Consider the following 17,076-nt stretch of genomic DNA (forward strand, 5'->3'; position numbering starts at 1 on the left):
TGGTCTCGCGTCCTGGCGGTGCGGCCGCCCGTCCGCCCCCTGCGCATCGTACGAGAGGGAGCACCGGGACACCCCGCGGATGTCGCAGCGAGTTGGGCCACAAGACTTGATTTGTTCAAGTAAACCCGAAAGACTCCGGACATGCCCCTCACCGACGTCGAAGCGCTGCTGCGCGAGTCGGGGCTGCGCGTCACGCGGCAGCGCGTCGCGGTCCTCGAGGTGCTGGACGAGCACCCGCACGCCGACACCGACTCCGTGATCCGCCGGGTCCGCGAGGCCGCCGGCGAAATCTCGCACCAAGCGGTCTACGACGTGCTCCGCGCCCTCACCGACGCCGGGCTGCTGCGGCGCATCCAGCCGGCCGGCTCGGTCGCGCGCTACGAGGTCCGGGTCGGCGACAACCACCACCACCTCGTGTGCCGCTCGTGCGGCACCATCGCCGACGTCGACTGCGCCATCGGCCCGGCCCCCTGCCTCACGGCCTCCGACGACCACGGCTTCGTCATCGACCAAGCCGAGGTGACCTACTGGGGCACCTGCCCCGACTGCCTGACCACCCGTATTGCCTGAAGTGACAACGATGCCCGGAAGGACCCACTCATGACCGACAGCCCCAACGACGTCACGCCCGAGAGCCCGCAGGGGGTGGACCGCAAGGCTGGAGGCGGCTGCCCGGTCATGCACGACTCCGCCACGGCCCAGGGCAGCGAGAGCGAGAACCCCGCCCTCGACTCCCCGACGCCCAAGACCGGCGGCCGGCCGCACGGCATCAAGGACTGGTGGCCCAACTCCCTCGACCTGTCGGTGCTGCGCACCCATTCGTCCAAGAGCAACCCGCTCGGGTCGGACTTCGACTATGCCACCGAGTTCGCCAAGCTCGACCTCGACGCGCTCAAGCAGGACGTCGTCGACGTGCTGCACGACTCGCAGGACTGGTGGCCGGCCGACTTCGGGCACTACGGCGGCCTCATGATCCGACTCAGCTGGCACGCCGCCGGCACCTACCGCATCTACGACGGGCGGGGTGGCGCCGGCGACGGCGGCCAGCGCTTCGCTCCGCTCAACAGCTGGCCCGACAACGGCAACCTCGACAAGGCCCGCCGCCTGCTCTGGCCGGTCAAGCAGAAGTACGGCCAGAAGATCTCGTGGGCCGACCTGCTGGTGCTCGCCGGCAACGTCGCCCTCGAGGACATGGGTTTCCAGACCTTCGGCTTCGGCTTCGGCCGCGAGGACGTCTGGGAGCCCGAGGAGATCTTCTGGGGTCCCGAGGACAGCTGGCTCGGCGACGAGCGCTACTCCGGTGAGCGGCAGCTCGACGAGATGCTCGGTGCGGTCCAGATGGGCCTCATCTACGTCAACCCCGAGGGTCCCAACGGCAACCCCGACCCGGTCGCCTCCGCCCGCGACATCCGCGACACCTTCGCCCGCATGGCGATGAACGACGAGGAGACCGTCGCCCTCATCGCCGGTGGCCACACCTTCGGAAAGACCCACGGCGCGGGCGACCCCGACCTCGTCGGCCCGGAGCCCGAGGGCGCCCCCCTCGAGCAGCAGGGACTCGGCTGGAAGAGCGAGTACGCCTCCGGCAAGGGTGCCGACGCCATCACGTCCGGCCTCGAGGTGACGTGGACCCGCACCCCGGTGCAGTGGAGCAACGACTACTTCGAGTTCCTGTTCAAGTACGAGTGGGAGCTCGAGAAGAGCCCCGCCGGCGCCCACCAGTGGGTCGCCAAGGACGCCGAGGCGGTCATCCCCGGCCCGACGCCCGACTCACCGAAGCGCAAGCCGACGATGCTGACGAGCGACCTCGCGCTTCGCTTCGACCCCGAGTACGAGAAGATCTCGCGCCGGTTCCTCGAGAACCCCGACGAGTTCGCGCTGGCGTTCGCCAAGGCCTGGTACAAGCTGCTCCACCGCGACATGGGCCCGGTCTCGCGCTACCTCGGGCCCTGGGTCCCGGAGCCGCAGCTCTGGCAGGACCCGGTCCCGTCCGCCGAGGGCGAGCCGGTCGGCGACGCCGACGTGGCAGCCCTCAAGGAGAAGGTCCTGGGCTCCGGACTGTCCGTCTCGCAGCTCGTCTCCACCGCGTGGGCGTCGGCCGCGACCTTCCGCTCCACCGACAAGCGCGGTGGCGCCAACGGCGCGCGGATCCGTCTGGAGCCGCAGCGCGGCTGGGCCGTCAACCAGCCCGAGCAGCTGGCCGAGGTCCTCGAGAAGCTCGAGGGCATCCAGAAGGAGTTCAACGAGGCGGGCGGCGCGCAGGTCTCGCTCGCCGACCTCATCGTGCTCGCTGGCTCCGCGGCCGTCGAGAAGGCGGCCAGGGACGCCGGGGTCGAGGTGACCGTGCCGTTCCACGCAGGCCGCACCGACGCGACGCAGGAGCAGACCGACGCCGAGTCGTTCGCCGTGCTCGAGCCCCGCGCCGACGGGTTCCGCAACTACCTGCGTCCCGGCGTGAAGCTGCAGCCGGAGGTGCTGCTCGTCGACCGCGCGTACATGCTCGGCCTCACGGCTCCGGAGATGACGGTTCTCGTCGGCGGCCTCCGGGCGCTCGGCAACAACGTCGGCGGCACCGCCCACGGTGTGCTCACCGACCGCCCCGGCGTGCTGACGAACGACTTCTTCACCAACCTGCTCGCCTCCGGCACGCAGTGGAAGACGTCGGTGTCGGAGGAGAACGTCTACGACATCACCGACGTCGCCACGGGTGAGCGCAAGTGGACCGCGACGGCCGTCGACCTCATCTTCGGCTCGAACTCGCAGCTGCGGGCCCTGGCCGAGGTGTACGCGAGCGACGACGCCCGCGAGAAGTTCGTCCACGACTTCGTCGCCGCCTGGACGAAGGTCATGGAGGCCGACCGGTTCGACCTGAAGTGACGTCGTGACCCGCTCGTGACGCGCCCGTGACCGCGGGGTGAGGGCCCGGGTCGGCATCGTGCCGACCCGGGCCCTTCGCGATCGCCGGCACGCCGACCCGATGGCGTATGCCGTGCGCTGGTGCGTGGTGGACGCCGCGGCCTCGGGCGGGCGGGGCGTCGTGACCCTGTCGGTGCCCCGTGGTGGAATCTGCGGGTGGTCATCCTCCGTCGAGCTCCCGCCGTCGAGTCGGCGGCGGTGCGGCTCGACGAGCGGCAGCAGGAGGCTCTCGACTCAGGGGCTCAGGTGCTGCGGGTCCTCGGCGGCCCGGGTTCGGGCAAGTCCACGCTCGCGGTCGAGCTCGTCGTCGACGCGGTGCGCCGGCACGGCCTGCGGGCGGACGCCTGCCTCATGCTCACGTCGAGCCGCAGCGCGGCAGCGGGTCTGCGGCAGCAGGTCACGGCCCGCCTCGACGGCACCTCCACCGAGTCGCTCGCACGCACCTGGCAGGCGTTCGGGTTCGGCATCCTCCGCGCCGAGGCGGCGCTGCACGGCCAGCCGCCGCCGCGGCTGCTCAACGGGCCCGAGCAGGACGTCATCCTCCGCGACCTGCTCGCCGGGCACGCGTCCGGAGAAGTGCCGGGGCCCAGCTGGCCCGCCGGACTGGGCGACGCGCTGCGCACCCGCGGCTTCCGCAACGAGCTGCGCGACCTGCTGATGCGCACCGTTGAGCACGGCCTCGGCCCCGACGACCTCGCGCGGCTCGGCGTGCAGCACGCCCGGCCCGAGTGGGTGGCGGCCGCGCAGGTGCTCCGCGAGTACGACCAGGTCACCTCGTTCAGCCGGCACGGGTCCTACGACCCGGCGTGGGTGCTCACCGCTGCCGCCGAGCTGCTCGTCGACGACCCCTCGGCCCTCGACCGCCTCCACGAGCGCATCGGCCTCGTCGTGGTCGACGAGGCGCAGGAGCTGACCTCGGCGGCCGCACGCCTGCTGCGCGTCGTGGCGCGCGGCGGGCCCCGCATCGTCCTGCTGGGGGACCCTGATGTCGCCGTGCAGACCTTCCGTGGGGCCGACCCCCGGTTCCTCGCAACCGGGTGGAGCGAGCTCGGCGAGGTCCCCCGCAACCCGTACGCCGTCGGTGACGAGCCGACGCTGCTCGACTTCATCGAGCCCGAGACACCTGCCGGTCGAGCCGGGGCGAGCGGTCACCGCGGCACGGCGACCGTCGTGCTCGACCGCAGCCACCGACTGGGTCCCGCCCTCGCCGCGGTCGCCGACCGCGTCTCGCGGCGCATCGGGGCTCTCGGCGGCGGCGAGCAGCGCCGCAGGGCCGCGGCTGACGCGCCGCGGTCCACCGTCGAGGTCGCCCTCCTGCGGTCGGCGGCCCAGGAGACGGCCCACGTCGCGGCGCTGCTGCGCCGGGCGCACCTCGTGGAGGGCGTGCCATGGACCGAGATGGCCGTCGTCGTGCGCGGCTCGGCCCGCGCCGACACGATGCGCCGTCTGCTGGGGCAGGCTGGTGTGCCGGTGGAGGCGGGCAGTGCCGAGACCCCGGTCCGCGACGAGAGCGCCGTCCGGCCCCTGCTGCACCTGCTCGCCGAGAGCCTCGAGGTCGCGCGGGGGGAGCACCGCGGAGAGCAGCACGTCATCGACCCGGTGCGCGCGGCCGACCTCGTGCTCTCACCGATCGGCGGCGCCGACACGGTGGGTCTGCGCCGGCTGCGTCGCCACCTGCGCCACGACGAGCTGGCGTCGGGTGGGGGTCGTTCCAGCGACGAGCTGCTCGCGCAGCTGCTGCTCGACCTCCCGCGGGCGGCACTGATGGGTGGTGTCGCCCGGCCCGCAGCCCGCGTGGCGGCGGCCCTCGCCGCCGGAGCGGCCGCGGCCCGCCTGCGCGACGACGGTCGCTGGGCCAGCGGAGTCGACGCCGAGTCGGTCCTGTGGGCCATCTGGCAGGGTGCCGGCGTCGCCGAGGGCTGGCGGCGGGCAGCCCTCGCGGGCGGGTCCACGGGCGAACGCGCCGACCGCGACCTCGACGCCGTGCTCGCCCTGTTCGACGCCGCGGGCGCCTTCGTCGACCGGCTGCCGACGGCCGGACCCGACACCTTTCTCGAGCACATCCAGGGCCAGGACGTCCCCGGCGACACCCTGCTCGTCGGTGGGCAGTCCGGCGGCCGCGTCTCGCTCGTCACGCCGCAGACCGCCGCCGGGCGCCAGTGGCGCATCGTCGTCGTCGCCGGTGTCCAGGAGGGCGTGTGGCCCGACGTGCGCCTGCGCGGTTCGGTGCTCGGTTCCGAAGACCTCGTCGACGTCGTCGCCCAGCGCCCGGTGGGCTTCCGTGCCGCACAGGCGGCGGTGCGCTACGACGAGACCCGTCTCTTCCTCGTCGCCGTCACCCGGGCCACCGAGCGGCTGCTCGTCACCGCGGTGGGCAACGAGGACGAGCAGCCGTCGGTCTACCTCGACCTGGTCGACCCACCCGCCAGCGCCCGCCTCTCCGACGAGGTGCGACCGCACACCGAGGTCGCCCGCACGATGACGCTTCCAGGCCTCGTCGGAGAGCTGCGGCGCGAGGTCACGAGCCCCGACACCGCGGTGGCCGAGCGTGCCATGGCCCTGCTCGCCGTGGCCGCGCGCGAGGGGGTGCGGGGCGCCGACCCGTCGTCGTGGTGGGCACTGCGCGACGTCACGAGCGACGGACCGGTGCGCTCCGCCGACGAGCCGGTGCCCGTCTCCCCGTCCAAGGTGACCTACTTCAACGAGTGCGGCCTGCGGTGGTTCCTCACGGCCGTGGGAGGCGAAGGGGTGCAGCTCGGGGCGGCGTCGGTCGGCACGTTCGTCCACGACATCGTCGCCGAGCAGCCCGACGCGTCGCGTGAGCAGCTCGACGCCGAGGTCGACGCCCGGTGGGGCCGGCTCGGCCTGCCACCGGGCTGGGTCACCGACCGCACCCGCGGCGAGGCCCACGACATGGTGGCCCGTTTCGTCGCCTACCGCGACGAGGCCGAGCGAGAGCGCGAGCGGGTCGGCGTCGAGACCCCGTTCCGCGTCCAGGTGGGTCGCGCCGTGGTGGCCGGCCGCGTCGACCGCATCGAGCGTGACCGCGACGGTGGCCTGCGCATCGTCGACCTCAAGACCGGCACGAGCAAGCCGACCCGGGCCGACCTCGCCGAGCACGGCCAGCTCGGCGCCTACCAGGTGGCGGTCGAGGAGGGTGGCTTCACCGAGCTCGGCGACCACAGCGCCGGGGCGGCACTCGTCTTCATCGGCAAGGGAGGGCTCTCCGGCCTCAAGCCCGCGGTGCTGACCCAGGAGGCGCTGGCCGGCGTGACCGACCCTTCCTGGGCACGCGCCCTCATCGAGGCCACGGCCGACGGGATGGGCGCCGCGACGTTCACGGCCTCGCAGGGCACGTGCCGCACCTGTCCGGTGCGCTCGTCCTGTCCCGTCCAGCCCGAAGGTGAGGCGCTGTGACCGAGACCCTCGACCGTCCCGCCACTGCCGTGCGCCACTCCGCGCGCGACATCGCGGTCGCCCTCGAGCTACCGCCGCCTACACCGGAGCAGACGGCCGTCATCGAGGCGGGTCCCGGGCCGCTCCTCGTCGTCGCCGGCGCCGGCTCCGGCAAGACCGAGACGATGGCCGCCCGCGTCGTGTGGCTCGTCGCCAACGACCTCGTCACCCCGGACCAGGTGCTCGGCCTCACCTTCACGCGCAAGGCCGCGGCCGAGCTCTCCGCCCGCATCGGCAAACGACTGCGCGGTCTCGAGCGCGCCGGCCTGTGGGCCCCGCCCGCCGACGACGGCACGGGCGCCGAGGTGCTCGGCGGCACCCCGACCGTCTCCACGTACCACTCGTACGCCGGCCGCCTCGTGCGCGAGCACGCTCTCCGCGTCGGCATCGAGCCGGAGTTCCGTGTGCTCACGGAGGCCGGTGCCTGGCAGCTCGCGGCCGAGTCCGTGTCACGGTGGGACGGCCCCATGGACGGCATGACCCGGTCCGAGGGCAACATCATCGACGCCGTCATGTCGCTCGCGGGCGAGATGGCCGAGCACGTCCGCACGCCGTCCGAGGTGACGGCGCACCTGGACGAGGTGCTCGCCCGTCTCGACGCGCTGCCCGACGGCGACGGCAAGGGCAGCCTGACACCCGCCAAGGAGGTGCTCACCGTGCTGCGCGAGCGCCGGCTCGTGCTGCCGGTCGTCGAGGCGTTCCTCGAGCTCAAGCGCTCACGCGAGTCGCTCGACTTCGCCGACCAGATCGCCCTCGCTGCCCGGCTCGCCTCGACCATGCCGCAGGTGGGCCAGATCGAGCGCGAGCGTTTCACGGCGGTACTGCTCGACGAGTTCCAGGACACCTCCGAGGCCCAGCTGACGCTGCTCCGCAGCCTCTTCCACGATCCCGCCGTCGCGCTGACGGCCGTCGGTGATCCCAACCAGTCGATCTACGGATGGCGCGGCGCGAGCGCGACCACGCTGCTGCGGTTCCCCGCCGAGTTCGCCGGTACGCACGGGCCGGCCGACGTGCTGCCGCTGTCGACGAGCTGGCGCAACGACGAGCTCATCCTCGCGGCCGCCAACATCACGGCCGCGCCCTTGGCCACGGCGCACGTGCAGCCGTTGGCCGCGCGACCGGGCGCCGGCCCGGGCACCGTCACGATCGACCGGCTCGAGTCGGCCGAGGTGGAGGCCGCGCACGTGGCGGCCTGGGTGGCCGAGCGCTGGCGTTCGCCGAGCGGGCGGCGCACGGGACGGTCCGCCGCGGTGCTGTGCCGGCGCCGCTCGTCCTTCCCGCTCGTCATCGACGCGCTACGGGCCGCCGACCTGCCCGTCGAGGTGGTAGGCCTCGGGGGCCTGCTCGTGACGCCCGAGGTGAGCGACCTCGTCGCGGCGCTGTGGGTGGTGCAGGACCCGACTCGCGGCGACCAGCTCATGCGCCTGCTCACCGGACCCGTCGTGCGTCTCGGGGCCGCCGACCTCGCCGGCCTCTGGGCGTGGGCCCGCGACCTGCACGGCCGGCCCGTGGCCCCCAGCGCTGCCGGGGAGCAGCCTGACGACGGAGCGCCTGCTGACTCAACGGCTGTCGGTCGCGCCGACGCGAGCAGCGGCGCGTCCGAAGAGCCGCCGGCTGACAACGAGCGGTCCGACGACGACCGGCGGGGGAGCGACCTCGCCACCGACAGCGCCGACACGGCCACGCTCGTCGAGGCGCTCGACGAGCTCCCACGGCCCGGCTGGGTCGCCCGTGACGGCGCCCGCATCGGGCCGGAGGCGTTGCGCCGCCTGCACGCCCTGGCCGACGTCGTGCGCCGGCTGCGTCGTCTGACGGCGCTGCCCCTCGTCGACCTCGTCGCCGAGGCGGAGGTCGCCCTCGGCCTCGACATCGAGGTGCTGGCCAGGCATGAGCACACCGCCTCGACGGCACGGGTGCACCTCGACGCCTTCGCCGACGTCGCGGCTCGCTACGCGACGAGCGCCGACCGCCCGACGCTGAGCGGCTTCCTCGCGTGGCTGGAGGCCGCCCGTGAGCAGGAGCGCGGGCTCGACGCCGGGCACGTCGAGTCCGACGCCGACGCCGTCCAGGTGCTCACCGTCCACGCCTCGAAGGGCCTCGAGTGGGACGTCGTCGCGATCCCCGCCCTCGTCGAGGGGGCGTTTCCCGACCACGCGTCGACCTCGGTGTCGCTCGTCGCCGACTCCGACCCCCCCGAGTACGCCTGCTCGGGCACCCCCAAGGACAAGGGCTGGCTCGTCGGGCTCGACTCGCTGCCCTACGACCTGCGCGGCGACCGCGACGGGCTCCCGCACCTCGACTGGCGCAGCGTCCCCGACCGCAAGCAGCTCGGCGCCGCCATCGAGGAGTTCGCGCTCGCGGGCGGGCGCCACGCCGTCGCGGAGGAGCGCCGCCTCGCCTACGTCGCCGTGACGCGCGCCCGCAACGACGTGCTGCTCACCACCCACGTCTGGGGAGCGACGAAGAAGACCCTCTCGGTGCCCAGCCGCTTCCTCCTCGAGATCCGCGACGCCCTGGGCGACGCCGTCACGCAGCAGGTGTGGCACCCGGCGCCAGACCCTGTCGAGGACTCCAAGGGGCGTGCCGTCGCGCCGACGAACCCCTACCTCGTCGACCCCGTCTCGGCGATGTGGCCGCACGACCCGATGGCCCACCGCCGTGCGGCCCTCGACGGTGTCGTCGACCGGCTCGCCGAGGCGGTGCGGTCGGGCGATGCACCACCCGTCGGAGACCCTCGCCTCGACGACCTGCGGCTGCTGCTGGCCGAGCAGTCCGCGCGCCGTTCGCGCGGTGAGCCCGTCGTCGACGTGCCCCGCCACCTGTCGGCGTCGGCCGTCGTGTCGTTGGCCCGCGACGTCGAGGCCTTCGCGATGAACCTGCGTCGCCCGATGCCGAGCGCCCCAGCCGTGGCCGCGCGCCAGGGCACGGCCTTCCACGCCTGGATCGAGGAGCACTACTCGAGGGCCGCCATGGTCGACCTGCTCGACCTCCCAGGCAGCGCCGACGAAGGCGCGTCCGACGACACCGACCTCGATGTCATGAAGGAGCACTTCCTCGCCAGCGAGTGGGCCGACCGCGTGCCCGACGAGATCGAGCTGTCGATCGAGACCCTCATCGACGGCATCGCCGTGCGTGGCCGCATCGACGCCGTCTTCGCCCGCGACGACGGCGGCTGGACGGTCGTCGACTGGAAGACCGGTGCACGTCCCACTGGCCGCGACGCCCGCGTGCGCGCGATCCAGCTCGCCGCGTACGCCGTCGCGTTCGCCAGGCTGCGCGGCGTCGACCCGGGTGACGTCGACGCGGCCTTCTACTACGCGGCCGAGGGAATCACCGTGCGACCGGAGATCCCGAGCGAGTCCGACCTCGTCGACCTGCTGCGCACCCTTCCCGCCTGAGACGTCCGGGCAGCAGCGAGGACACAGCGGGGACACGGCGGGGCCCGGCGCAGGACACGGCGGAAGCCCAGAGCCGTGACGGGGGAGGCTCAGGCGCGGCGGGCGTCGCCCGGGTGCCCCGGGTGGTTCACGGGCACGAAGTCCGATGCGCCCTCGTGCAGGTCACTCACCCCGTCGGGCAGCGCCTCGACCTCGTCGATCTCGAACGGCGAGGCGCCCGCGTGCGCTGCGACGAGGGGCACGGGCTGCGACTCCTCGACGGCGATGTCGGTCTCGTCGTCGAGCAGGTCGGCCGTCGCGATCGCCTGGGTCTCGCCGGGCGTCGGGAAGGGGGTGTGCGGCTGGGTGGCGTCCCAGGCCGGCTCGGGGGGCTCTGCACCAGCCGAGCGATTCGAGCCATAGGAGCCATCCGAGCCATCCAGGCGGTCCGAGCCGGCCCAGGCAGTCGGGCCATCCGAGGCGGCGGCGCCGCCGGAGGCTTTGAGCTCGGGACGGTCGGGACGGTCGAGCAGGTCGGTCGTCGAGATCGCCTGGGTCTGGCCGAGCATCGGGAACGGCGTGTGCGGCTGGGTCGCGTCCCACGCGGGCTCGGGCCGCTCCGGGTCGTCCGGGTCGAGCACGGCCTCGGCGCGCTCACGGGAAGCCCGGGTGCGCTCGCTGCGCTCGGCGTCCTCCCGCGCGTGGCGGCGGTCGTCGGCCTCGACCCGGGCATCGAGCGCGCGCAGCTCGTCGGCCGTGCGCTCGACGACGTCGAGGCGGCCGGAGGCGAGCGCGTGGAGCAGGGTGCGCAGGGGCGCCATCTCGGCTGCGAGCCGGGCGCGGCGCACGAGGTGGACGTCGGGCCGTTCGACCCGCGACTGCGAGTAGGCCTCGAGCACGGCGTCGAGGGTCTCGGGCGGCGTCACCCTCGCGAGCTCGGCGAAGTCGTCGGCAGGATCGCCGATGCGGCTCTCCTCCCAGGCGAGCACGCCGCGCACCCGCCCCGTGGACGAGTCGTCCTCGTCCTCGAAGGACGCGAGCACGTTCTCGCCGGAGAGCGTGCCGTGCACCGCGCTCGGCGCGAACCGCCACAGCGAGACGTCCTCGAGGGCGTGCTCCCAGCGCGTCAGCAGCGCCGTCGGCACGTGCCCCGTGGCCGCGGCGCGGTCGAGCTCGGACAGCCGGCGTCGGCGGTGGGCCTCGGCGTCGTAGGTCGGCCTCCCGGCCTCCTCGAAGAGCAGGTGCTCGACGTTGTGGATGTGGGCCAGCGTGCGGCCGACCTCCGCGGCCAGGTTCCCCGGTCGCAGTCCTGCGAAGTCCAGCGGCCGGCCCGGCACCCGCAGGTAGACCGCGGCGCGGCCCTCGGGCACCTGGGCGAAGCCGCGCACCATGGGCATCGCGACGTCGAGACGACGCCCCAGCAGGCCCGAGAGCGGTGCGATGTCGTCGAGCATGGCCCCGGCCGCGGGGGTGGCCGGACACTTGACGACCCATCGGCGGTCCTGGGAGTCCTGCACGTACGCGATCTCGAAGAGGTCGCCGGGCCGTGACGGCACGCCCTCCACCGACACCGGGTCGAGGCCCGGGACGGCTGAGCTCGCCAGGGCGGCGAGGAAGAGCGGGCTACGGGTCACGCGTCCACGGTAAGTCGAAGCGCCCCCTGAGCGTGGGAGGCGGCGCCCGGGCCGGGTCGCCGCCGCGTGGGACGCCGGCCGTCCTAGGGTGGGCCGTGTGGCCCTGACCGACGAGACCCTGGCCGACCTGGCACTCTCCCGCAGCTCCCTGGACCGGGCGGCCGACGAACGCCGGCGACCCGGTGTCATCGCCGAGCTGCTCGCCGACCCCGGTACGCGTGTGGCCGAGGTACGGGGCGACCGCATGCGCGTCGTGGCTCCCGACGGCACCGCCGGCGACGGCTCACTGGGTCTCGTCCTCCGGGCGCCCGAGCCCGAGGACCGCACCCGCCTCGCACTCCACCTCGGGCGCGACGCCGACGGCACGGCATACGTCGGCGTGGTGGCACCGGAGGAGCCGGCGGGCCACGTGTCAGACGAGGCCGGCGACCCGCAGACGCGCGAATGGCTCACGCTGCGCCAGGCGGGGGAGGCCCTCGGAGGGCGTGACGCGGGGGTCTTCACCACCGCGCTGGCGCTCGCGCACTGGCACGCCACCCATCGCTTCTGCCCCCGGTGCGGAGCGCCGACCGAACCGGTCGAGGCAGGCTGGGTGCGACGGTGCGAGCGCGACGGCACCGAGCACTACCCGCGCACCGACCCCGCGGTCATCATGTCCGTCGTCGACGCCGACGACCGCCTGCTGCTGGGCCGGGGGGCGCACTGGCCGGAGGGGCGCTTCTCCGTGCTGGCGGGCTTCGTCGAGCCGGGGGAGTCGTTCGAGATGGCCGTCGCCCGGGAGGTCTCGGAGGAGGTCGGCATCGCGATCGACTCGGCCCGCTACCTCGGCAACCAGCCCTGGCCGTTCCCGTCGTCGGTCATGATCGGCTTCGCGGCGACGACGCGTGAGACCGAGCTGACGATCGACCCCGTCGAGATGGCCGAGGCACGCTGGGTCACCCGCGAGGAGTACCGCGACCTGCTGCGCAGCGATGCCATCCGCACGCCGAGCGGCATCTCGATCGCGAAGCGCATCATCGAGCGCTGGCTCGGCGCGACGGTGGAGTCCGTGGTCGCGGGCCGCGCCCCGAGCTGGTGACGTGCCGTACTAGCCGGCGAGGCGCTGCTTGACCTCGGCCAGCGAGGGGTTCGTCGCTGCCGTGCCGTCGGGGAACACGACCGTCGGCACGGTGCGGTTGCCCGCGTTGACGCGCTCGACGAAGTCGACGTGCTGGGGGTTGGCCTCGAGGTCGATCTCGGTGAACGGGACGCCCTCGCGCGACAGCTGGCCCTTGAGCCGCGTGCAGTAGCCGCACCACGTCGTGGTGAACATCGTGATCGTGCCCTCGTCGGGCGTGACCGGGGTGAGCTCGGGCATCGGTTCCCATTCGTCGTGCGTGCGTCGTGCTGGTGGGGCGCCGGGGCTCCGGGCCCCGAGCGGGTTGGGGACGGGTCCCGCGGACGTCGTCCCTCGATGCAAGGATGACCCCATGGCCAGGCAAGGTGCAAAGCGACCCCGCAAGATGGACCTGAACGTCTACGAGGCCGAGGTCCGTCGCCTGCAGGCCGGGCTCGTCGAGTTCCAGGAGTGGGTCCGGTCGACCGGCCAGCGTGTCGTCGTCGTCTTCGAGGGCCGCGACGCGGCCGGCAAGGGCTCGGCGATCAAGCGCATCACCGAGTACCTCAGTCCCCGCGTCGCGCGCATCGCGGCCCTGCCGGCGCCCACCGACCGCGAGAAGACGCAGTGGTACTTCCAGCGCTACATCGCCCACCTGCCCGCCGCCGGCGAGATCGTCCTGTTCGACCGGTCCTGGTACAACCGGGCCGGCGTCGAGCGGGTCATGGGCTTCTGCACCGACGAGGAGTACGCCCGGTTCCTCGAGCAGGCGCCGGTGTTCGAGCGGATGCTCGTCGACGACGGCATCATCCTGCGCAAGTACTGGTTCAGCGTGTCCGACGTCGAGCAGGAGCGGCGCTTCCGCTCGCGCGCGAAGGACCCGATGCGCCAGTGGAAGCTCTCGCCGATGGACCTCGAGTCCATCACGCGCTGGGAGGACTACTCCGAGGCGAAGGACCACATGATGGCGGCCACGAGCACCGAGTGGGCGCCGTGGCACGTCGTCGAGTCCGAGGACAAGCGGCGCTCGCGCATCAACGTCATGCACCACCTCCTGGGCTCCATCCCGCACGTCGCGATGACCCCCGACGTCCCGGCGGTCCCGAAGCGACCCGCGCCGCGCGGCTACGAGCGGCCGCCCCAGGACTCCCAGAACTACGTGCCCGACCACGCCGCTCGGGTGCTCGCCATCGCGAAGGGTGATCGCTCCTGACCTCCGCCTCCGCCGACCAGATCCTCGAGGGGCTCGACCCCGAGCAGCGCGAGGTCGCCCTCGCCCCACCCGGGCCGCTCTGCATCCTCGCCGGTGCGGGCACGGGCAAGACCCGCGCCATCACGCACCGCATCGCGTATGCCGTCCACTCGGGCGCGCAGCAGCCGCAGCGAGTGCTCGCGCTGACCTTCACCGCGCGCGCCGCCGGCGAGATGCGCACCCGCCTGCGCGGGCTCGGCGTCCAGGGCGTGCAGGCGCGCACGTTCCACGCGGCCGCCCTGCGCCAGCTGCACTTCTTCTGGCCCCAGGCCATCGGGGGCGCGGCGCCCGAGGTGATGAGCCACAAGGCGCCGGCCGTCGCCGAGGCGGCCAGCCGGCTTCGCATGCAGTTCGACCGCACGACCATCCGCGACCTCGCCGCCGAGGTCGAGTGGGCGAAGGTCAACCTGCTGACCCCCCAGTCCTACGCCGCCCGTGCCCGCGAGCAGCGGCGTGAGCCACCCGGCCTCGACCTCACGGCCATGGCGCGACTCTTCGAGGCCTACGAGGACGTCAAGCAGCGCCGTGGGGTCATCGACTTCGAGGACGTGCTGCTGCTCACGGTCGGCATCCTCGACGAGCGCGAGGACATCGCACGCACGGTGCGCAGCCAGTACCGCCAGTTCGTCGTCGACGAGTACCAGGACGTCAACGACCTCCAGCAGCGACTGCTCGACCAGTGGCTCGGCGAGAGGAGCGACCTGTGCGTCGTCGGTGACCCGGCCCAGACGATCTACTCCTTCACGGGCGCCAGCCCCAAGCACCTCGTCGGGTTCTCCAAGCGCTTCCCCAAGGCGCACGTCGTGCGCCTGGTGCGCAACTACCGCTCCACCCCGCAGATCGTGGGTCTGGCCAACACCATCGTCGCGTCCGGCACGCAGGCGGCGCGTGAAGGTGCGGTGCGGCTGCTCGCCCAGGGTGAGCCCGGGCCCGAGCCGCAGCTGACCTCCTACCCCGACGACCCGGCCGAGGCGGCCGGGGTGGCAGAGCGCATCCGGTCCCTGGTGGCGTCCGGTCACCCGGCCGCAGAGATCGCCGTGCTCTTCCGCACCAACGCGCAGTCCGAGGCGTTCGAGTCGGCGCTCACCGACGCGGGCGTGCCCTACCTCGTGCGCGGCGGCGAGCGGTTCTTCGCCCGCAAGGAGGTGCGCGACGCCATCCTGCTGCTGCGCGGCGCAGCCCGCAGCGACGACGGCGAGAAGTCCCTCGGCGAGATCACCCGCGACGTCATCACCGGCGCGGGCTGGTCGCACGAGCCGCCGTCGGGCGGTGGCGCCACCCGCGAGCGCTGGGAGTCGCTGAGCGCGCTCGCCACCCTCGCCGACGACATGGCTGCGGCCGCTCCCGACGCGCGGCTGCCCGAGCTCGTCGCCGAGCTCGACAGGCGCGCTGCCGAGCAGCACGCGCCGGCCGTGCAAGGGGTCACCCTGGCCAGCCTCCACGCGGCGAAGGGTCTCGAGTGGGACACCGTCTTCCTCGTGGGCGCGTCCGACGGCCTGATGCCGATCTCGATGGCGGAAGGGCCGGATGCCATCGAGGAGGAGCGGCGCCTGCTCTACGTCGGTCTCACCCGTGCGCGCAAGCAGCTCTTCCTCTCGTGGTCCGGAGCCCGCACGCCGGGTGCGCGCGCCACCCGTCGCGTCTCGCGGTTCCTCGCGCCGGCCGCAGGCATCCTCGGGCAGGGCGCCCGCAGCGAGGCCCGGTCCGGCGCCTCCAAGCGGTCCGCGCCCAAGGTGGCGCGCATCGCGCACTGCCGTGGCTGTGGCACCGAGCTCGTCTCGGCCGCGCAGCGGAAGGTGGGCCGTTGCGACGACTGCCCGCCCACCTACGACGAGGCGACGTTCGAGCGCCTGCGCACGTGGCGGCTCGCGGTGGCTCGCGAGGCCAGCGTGCCGGCGTACGTCGTCTTCACGGACGCGACCCTCACGGTGATCGCCGAGGAGGCACCCTCCGACGAGGCGGGCCTCTCGACCATCAGCGGAGTGGGGGCGCGCAAGCTGGAGCAGTACGGCAGCGACGTGCTGGCGATCCTGGGCGGGGCAGATCCGCAAGAGTTGCTCGAAAGCCGTTCTGCCGCAAAGGAATCCGCTGGCTGAGGGTGTCCAGCGAAAAATAGTCTCGAAAACTTCGTTAAATCAGTTGTTCGCCCGCAACGCGCACGCGTACCCTTTAGGACGTCAAGCCCAACGGCTCAGGTAGCCGGCTGGGGACCGCGAGAAGCAGATAGGAGGGTCGGCCAGATGGACATCACCACGATGACGATGAACGCAGCAACCTGCGTCCTTTCCGTGCGTCCGCGCGCAGCCGGCCAGATCCGTCTTGCGGACTCCACGTTCGAGGGCCAGGGGACCACTGTGTCCGTCGCCGCCGTCATGGGCGGCCGCGTTGCCGATTTCCGCGCCCCGATCACGGGAGACGTCTCGGTCCTCGGCCGCACGTCCGCCCCCGCCTACAAGACCACCGATGTCGTTCGCTCCCGCTCTGGGAGGCCCCCGGTCTGACACAGACCTTGAAGCCTCACCTCCAGGCCGCGAACCCGACATCACCGGGTCCGCGGCCTTCGTGTTTCCCCGGAAGCTCCCGTGGCCACCGGAACGATTGCCGCCCCACCCCGCAGTAACCGACACCGCAGCAGAGCGCCCCACCGGGCGCCGGACAGATCAGGGACACAAGAGATGACTCCTCGGATGCCGAGCAGCAGGACCGAGTCGCGCATCGTCGGTGCCGACCTTCGGGTCCGTACCGAGAGCAGGACAGAGACGAGTGAGCAGGGGCGCCCGGCCGAGGGGGCCCCGGAGACGGAGGTGAGAACGATGCAGCTGAGCGAACTGATCGACATGAGGACCGAGGCCGAGCAGGTCGGCGAGACGATTCCGTGCCGCGACTACGACGCGGAGCTCTGGTTCGCCGAGCGACCGGAGGACGTCGAGTTCGCCAAGACCCTCTGCGGGCTCTGCCCCGCACGGATGCAGTGCCTCGCCGGCGCCCTCGAGCGCCAGGAGCCGTGGGGCGTCTGGGGCGGGCAGCTGCTCGTCCAGGGCGCCGTCGTGGCTCGCAAGAGGCCCCGCGGCCGTCCGCGCAAGCACCCCGTGGCTGCGTGAGCTTGCGTGAAGACGCATGACGCAGTTGTCGAAAACCTTGAACACCAACCTTTTTCACAGACCAGGAGATCGTCATGAACCAGCTCGAAATGCTGGCTCGCGAGCGGATCAACGAGCACAGTCGGCGTCTGGAGCGCAGCGGCATCCGTCGCAGCGCCCGGCTGATCGCTCTGGAGATCCGCGCCAAGCGACGCCACAACGAGAAGTGAACGACCGCGCCGTCGGGCGCGTTGCAGGACAACTG

The 17,076-nt window shown here is 73.0% G+C and carries 12 protein-coding genes; 10 read left to right on the top strand and 2 right to left on the bottom strand.

Annotated features, from left to right (window positions below; translation table 11 throughout):
* The first annotated feature begins 141 nt into the window (after positions 1-141).
* The 4 genes from ACYVNR_RS06925 to ACYVNR_RS06940 all read left to right on the top strand — a co-directional run bounded on the left by ACYVNR_RS06925 (position 142) and on the right by ACYVNR_RS06940 (position 9,770).
* Complete coding sequence (locus ACYVNR_RS06925; RefSeq protein WP_461047455.1) at positions 142-570, top strand: Fur family transcriptional regulator; 429 nt, start codon at positions 142-144, stop codon at positions 568-570.
* A gap of 30 nt (positions 571-600) precedes the next feature.
* Positions 601-2,877, top strand: coding sequence for a catalase/peroxidase HPI (gene katG / locus ACYVNR_RS06930; protein ID WP_461047456.1), 2,277 nt, complete (start codon positions 601-603; stop codon positions 2,875-2,877).
* Between the two features lie 195 nt (positions 2,878-3,072).
* Positions 3,073-6,333 carry an ATP-dependent helicase gene (locus ACYVNR_RS06935; protein WP_461047458.1) on the top strand — a complete coding sequence of 1,087 codons (3,261 nt, stop codon included), beginning with the start codon at positions 3,073-3,075 and terminating at the stop codon, positions 6,331-6,333.
* Positions 6,330-9,770, top strand: coding sequence for an ATP-dependent helicase (locus ACYVNR_RS06940; protein ID WP_461047460.1), 3,441 nt, complete (start codon positions 6,330-6,332; stop codon positions 9,768-9,770). The genes ACYVNR_RS06935 and ACYVNR_RS06940 overlap by 4 nt, the downstream gene beginning before the upstream one ends.
* An 89-nt stretch (positions 9,771-9,859) precedes the next feature.
* On the opposite strand, the gene ACYVNR_RS06945 is transcribed toward ACYVNR_RS06940, so the two are convergent.
* Positions 9,860-11,383 (bottom strand): phosphotransferase, encoded by a 1,524-nt coding sequence (locus ACYVNR_RS06945; protein WP_461047462.1) that lies wholly within the window; start codon positions 11,381-11,383, stop codon positions 9,860-9,862.
* Positions 11,384-11,480: 97 nt separating this feature from the next.
* Between ACYVNR_RS06945 and nudC the strand changes: the two genes are divergently transcribed.
* On the top strand, positions 11,481-12,461 hold the full coding sequence (nudC, locus tag ACYVNR_RS06950) for an NAD(+) diphosphatase (protein WP_458798461.1): 981 nt from the start codon (positions 11,481-11,483) through the stop codon (positions 12,459-12,461).
* Between the two features lie 9 nt (positions 12,462-12,470).
* Here nudC and ACYVNR_RS06955 read toward each other — a convergent pair whose 3' ends face one another.
* A complete protein-coding gene (locus ACYVNR_RS06955) occupies positions 12,471-12,740 on the bottom strand; it encodes a mycoredoxin (RefSeq protein WP_045193243.1) in 270 nt (89 codons plus the stop codon).
* A gap of 112 nt (positions 12,741-12,852) precedes the next feature.
* Here ACYVNR_RS06955 and ppk2 point away from each other — a divergent pair, with 112 nt between their 5' ends.
* The 5 genes from ppk2 to ACYVNR_RS06980 all read left to right on the top strand — a co-directional run bounded on the left by ppk2 (position 12,853) and on the right by ACYVNR_RS06980 (position 17,041).
* A complete protein-coding gene (gene ppk2 / locus ACYVNR_RS06960) occupies positions 12,853-13,692 on the top strand; it encodes a polyphosphate kinase 2 (RefSeq protein WP_045193244.1) in 840 nt (279 codons plus the stop codon).
* Positions 13,689-15,827 (top strand): ATP-dependent DNA helicase UvrD2, encoded by a 2,139-nt coding sequence (locus tag ACYVNR_RS06965; RefSeq protein WP_461048290.1) that lies wholly within the window; start codon positions 13,689-13,691, stop codon positions 15,825-15,827. Before ppk2 ends, ACYVNR_RS06965 begins: the two co-directional genes overlap by 4 nt.
* Before the next feature lie 144 nt (positions 15,828-15,971).
* Positions 15,972-16,232: a hypothetical protein gene (locus tag ACYVNR_RS06970; protein ID WP_458798459.1), complete on the top strand. Its 261-nt coding sequence runs from the start codon at positions 15,972-15,974 to the stop codon at positions 16,230-16,232.
* A gap of 312 nt (positions 16,233-16,544) precedes the next feature.
* Complete coding sequence (locus ACYVNR_RS06975; protein WP_458798458.1) at positions 16,545-16,832, top strand: WhiB family transcriptional regulator; 288 nt, start codon at positions 16,545-16,547, stop codon at positions 16,830-16,832.
* Between the two features lie 74 nt (positions 16,833-16,906).
* Positions 16,907-17,041: a hypothetical protein gene (locus ACYVNR_RS06980; RefSeq protein WP_458798457.1), complete on the top strand. Its 135-nt coding sequence runs from the start codon at positions 16,907-16,909 to the stop codon at positions 17,039-17,041.
* The last annotated feature ends 35 nt before the right edge of the window (positions 17,042-17,076 follow it).

This window comes from Terrabacter koreensis (assembly GCF_054783315.1).

What these genes read in the sequence shown, in the direction of transcription:
- ppk2 (WP_045193244.1), top strand. Translation starts at nt 12,853, where the DNA reads ATGGCCAGGCAAGGTGCAAAGCGACCCCGCAAGATGGACCTGAACGTC.
- ACYVNR_RS06925 (WP_461047455.1), top strand. Translation starts at nt 142, where the DNA reads ATGCCCCTCACCGACGTCGAAGCGCTGCTGCGCGAGTCGGGGCTGCGC.
- katG (WP_461047456.1), top strand. Translation starts at nt 601, where the DNA reads ATGACCGACAGCCCCAACGACGTCACGCCCGAGAGCCCGCAGGGGGTG.
- ACYVNR_RS06980 (WP_458798457.1), top strand. Translation starts at nt 16,907, where the DNA reads ATGAACCAGCTCGAAATGCTGGCTCGCGAGCGGATCAACGAGCACAGT.
- ACYVNR_RS06975 (WP_458798458.1), top strand. Translation starts at nt 16,545, where the DNA reads ATGCAGCTGAGCGAACTGATCGACATGAGGACCGAGGCCGAGCAGGTC.
- ACYVNR_RS06955 (WP_045193243.1), bottom strand. Translation starts at nt 12,740, where the DNA reads ATGCCCGAGCTCACCCCGGTCACGCCCGACGAGGGCACGATCACGATG.
- ACYVNR_RS06970 (WP_458798459.1), top strand. Translation starts at nt 15,972, where the DNA reads ATGGACATCACCACGATGACGATGAACGCAGCAACCTGCGTCCTTTCC.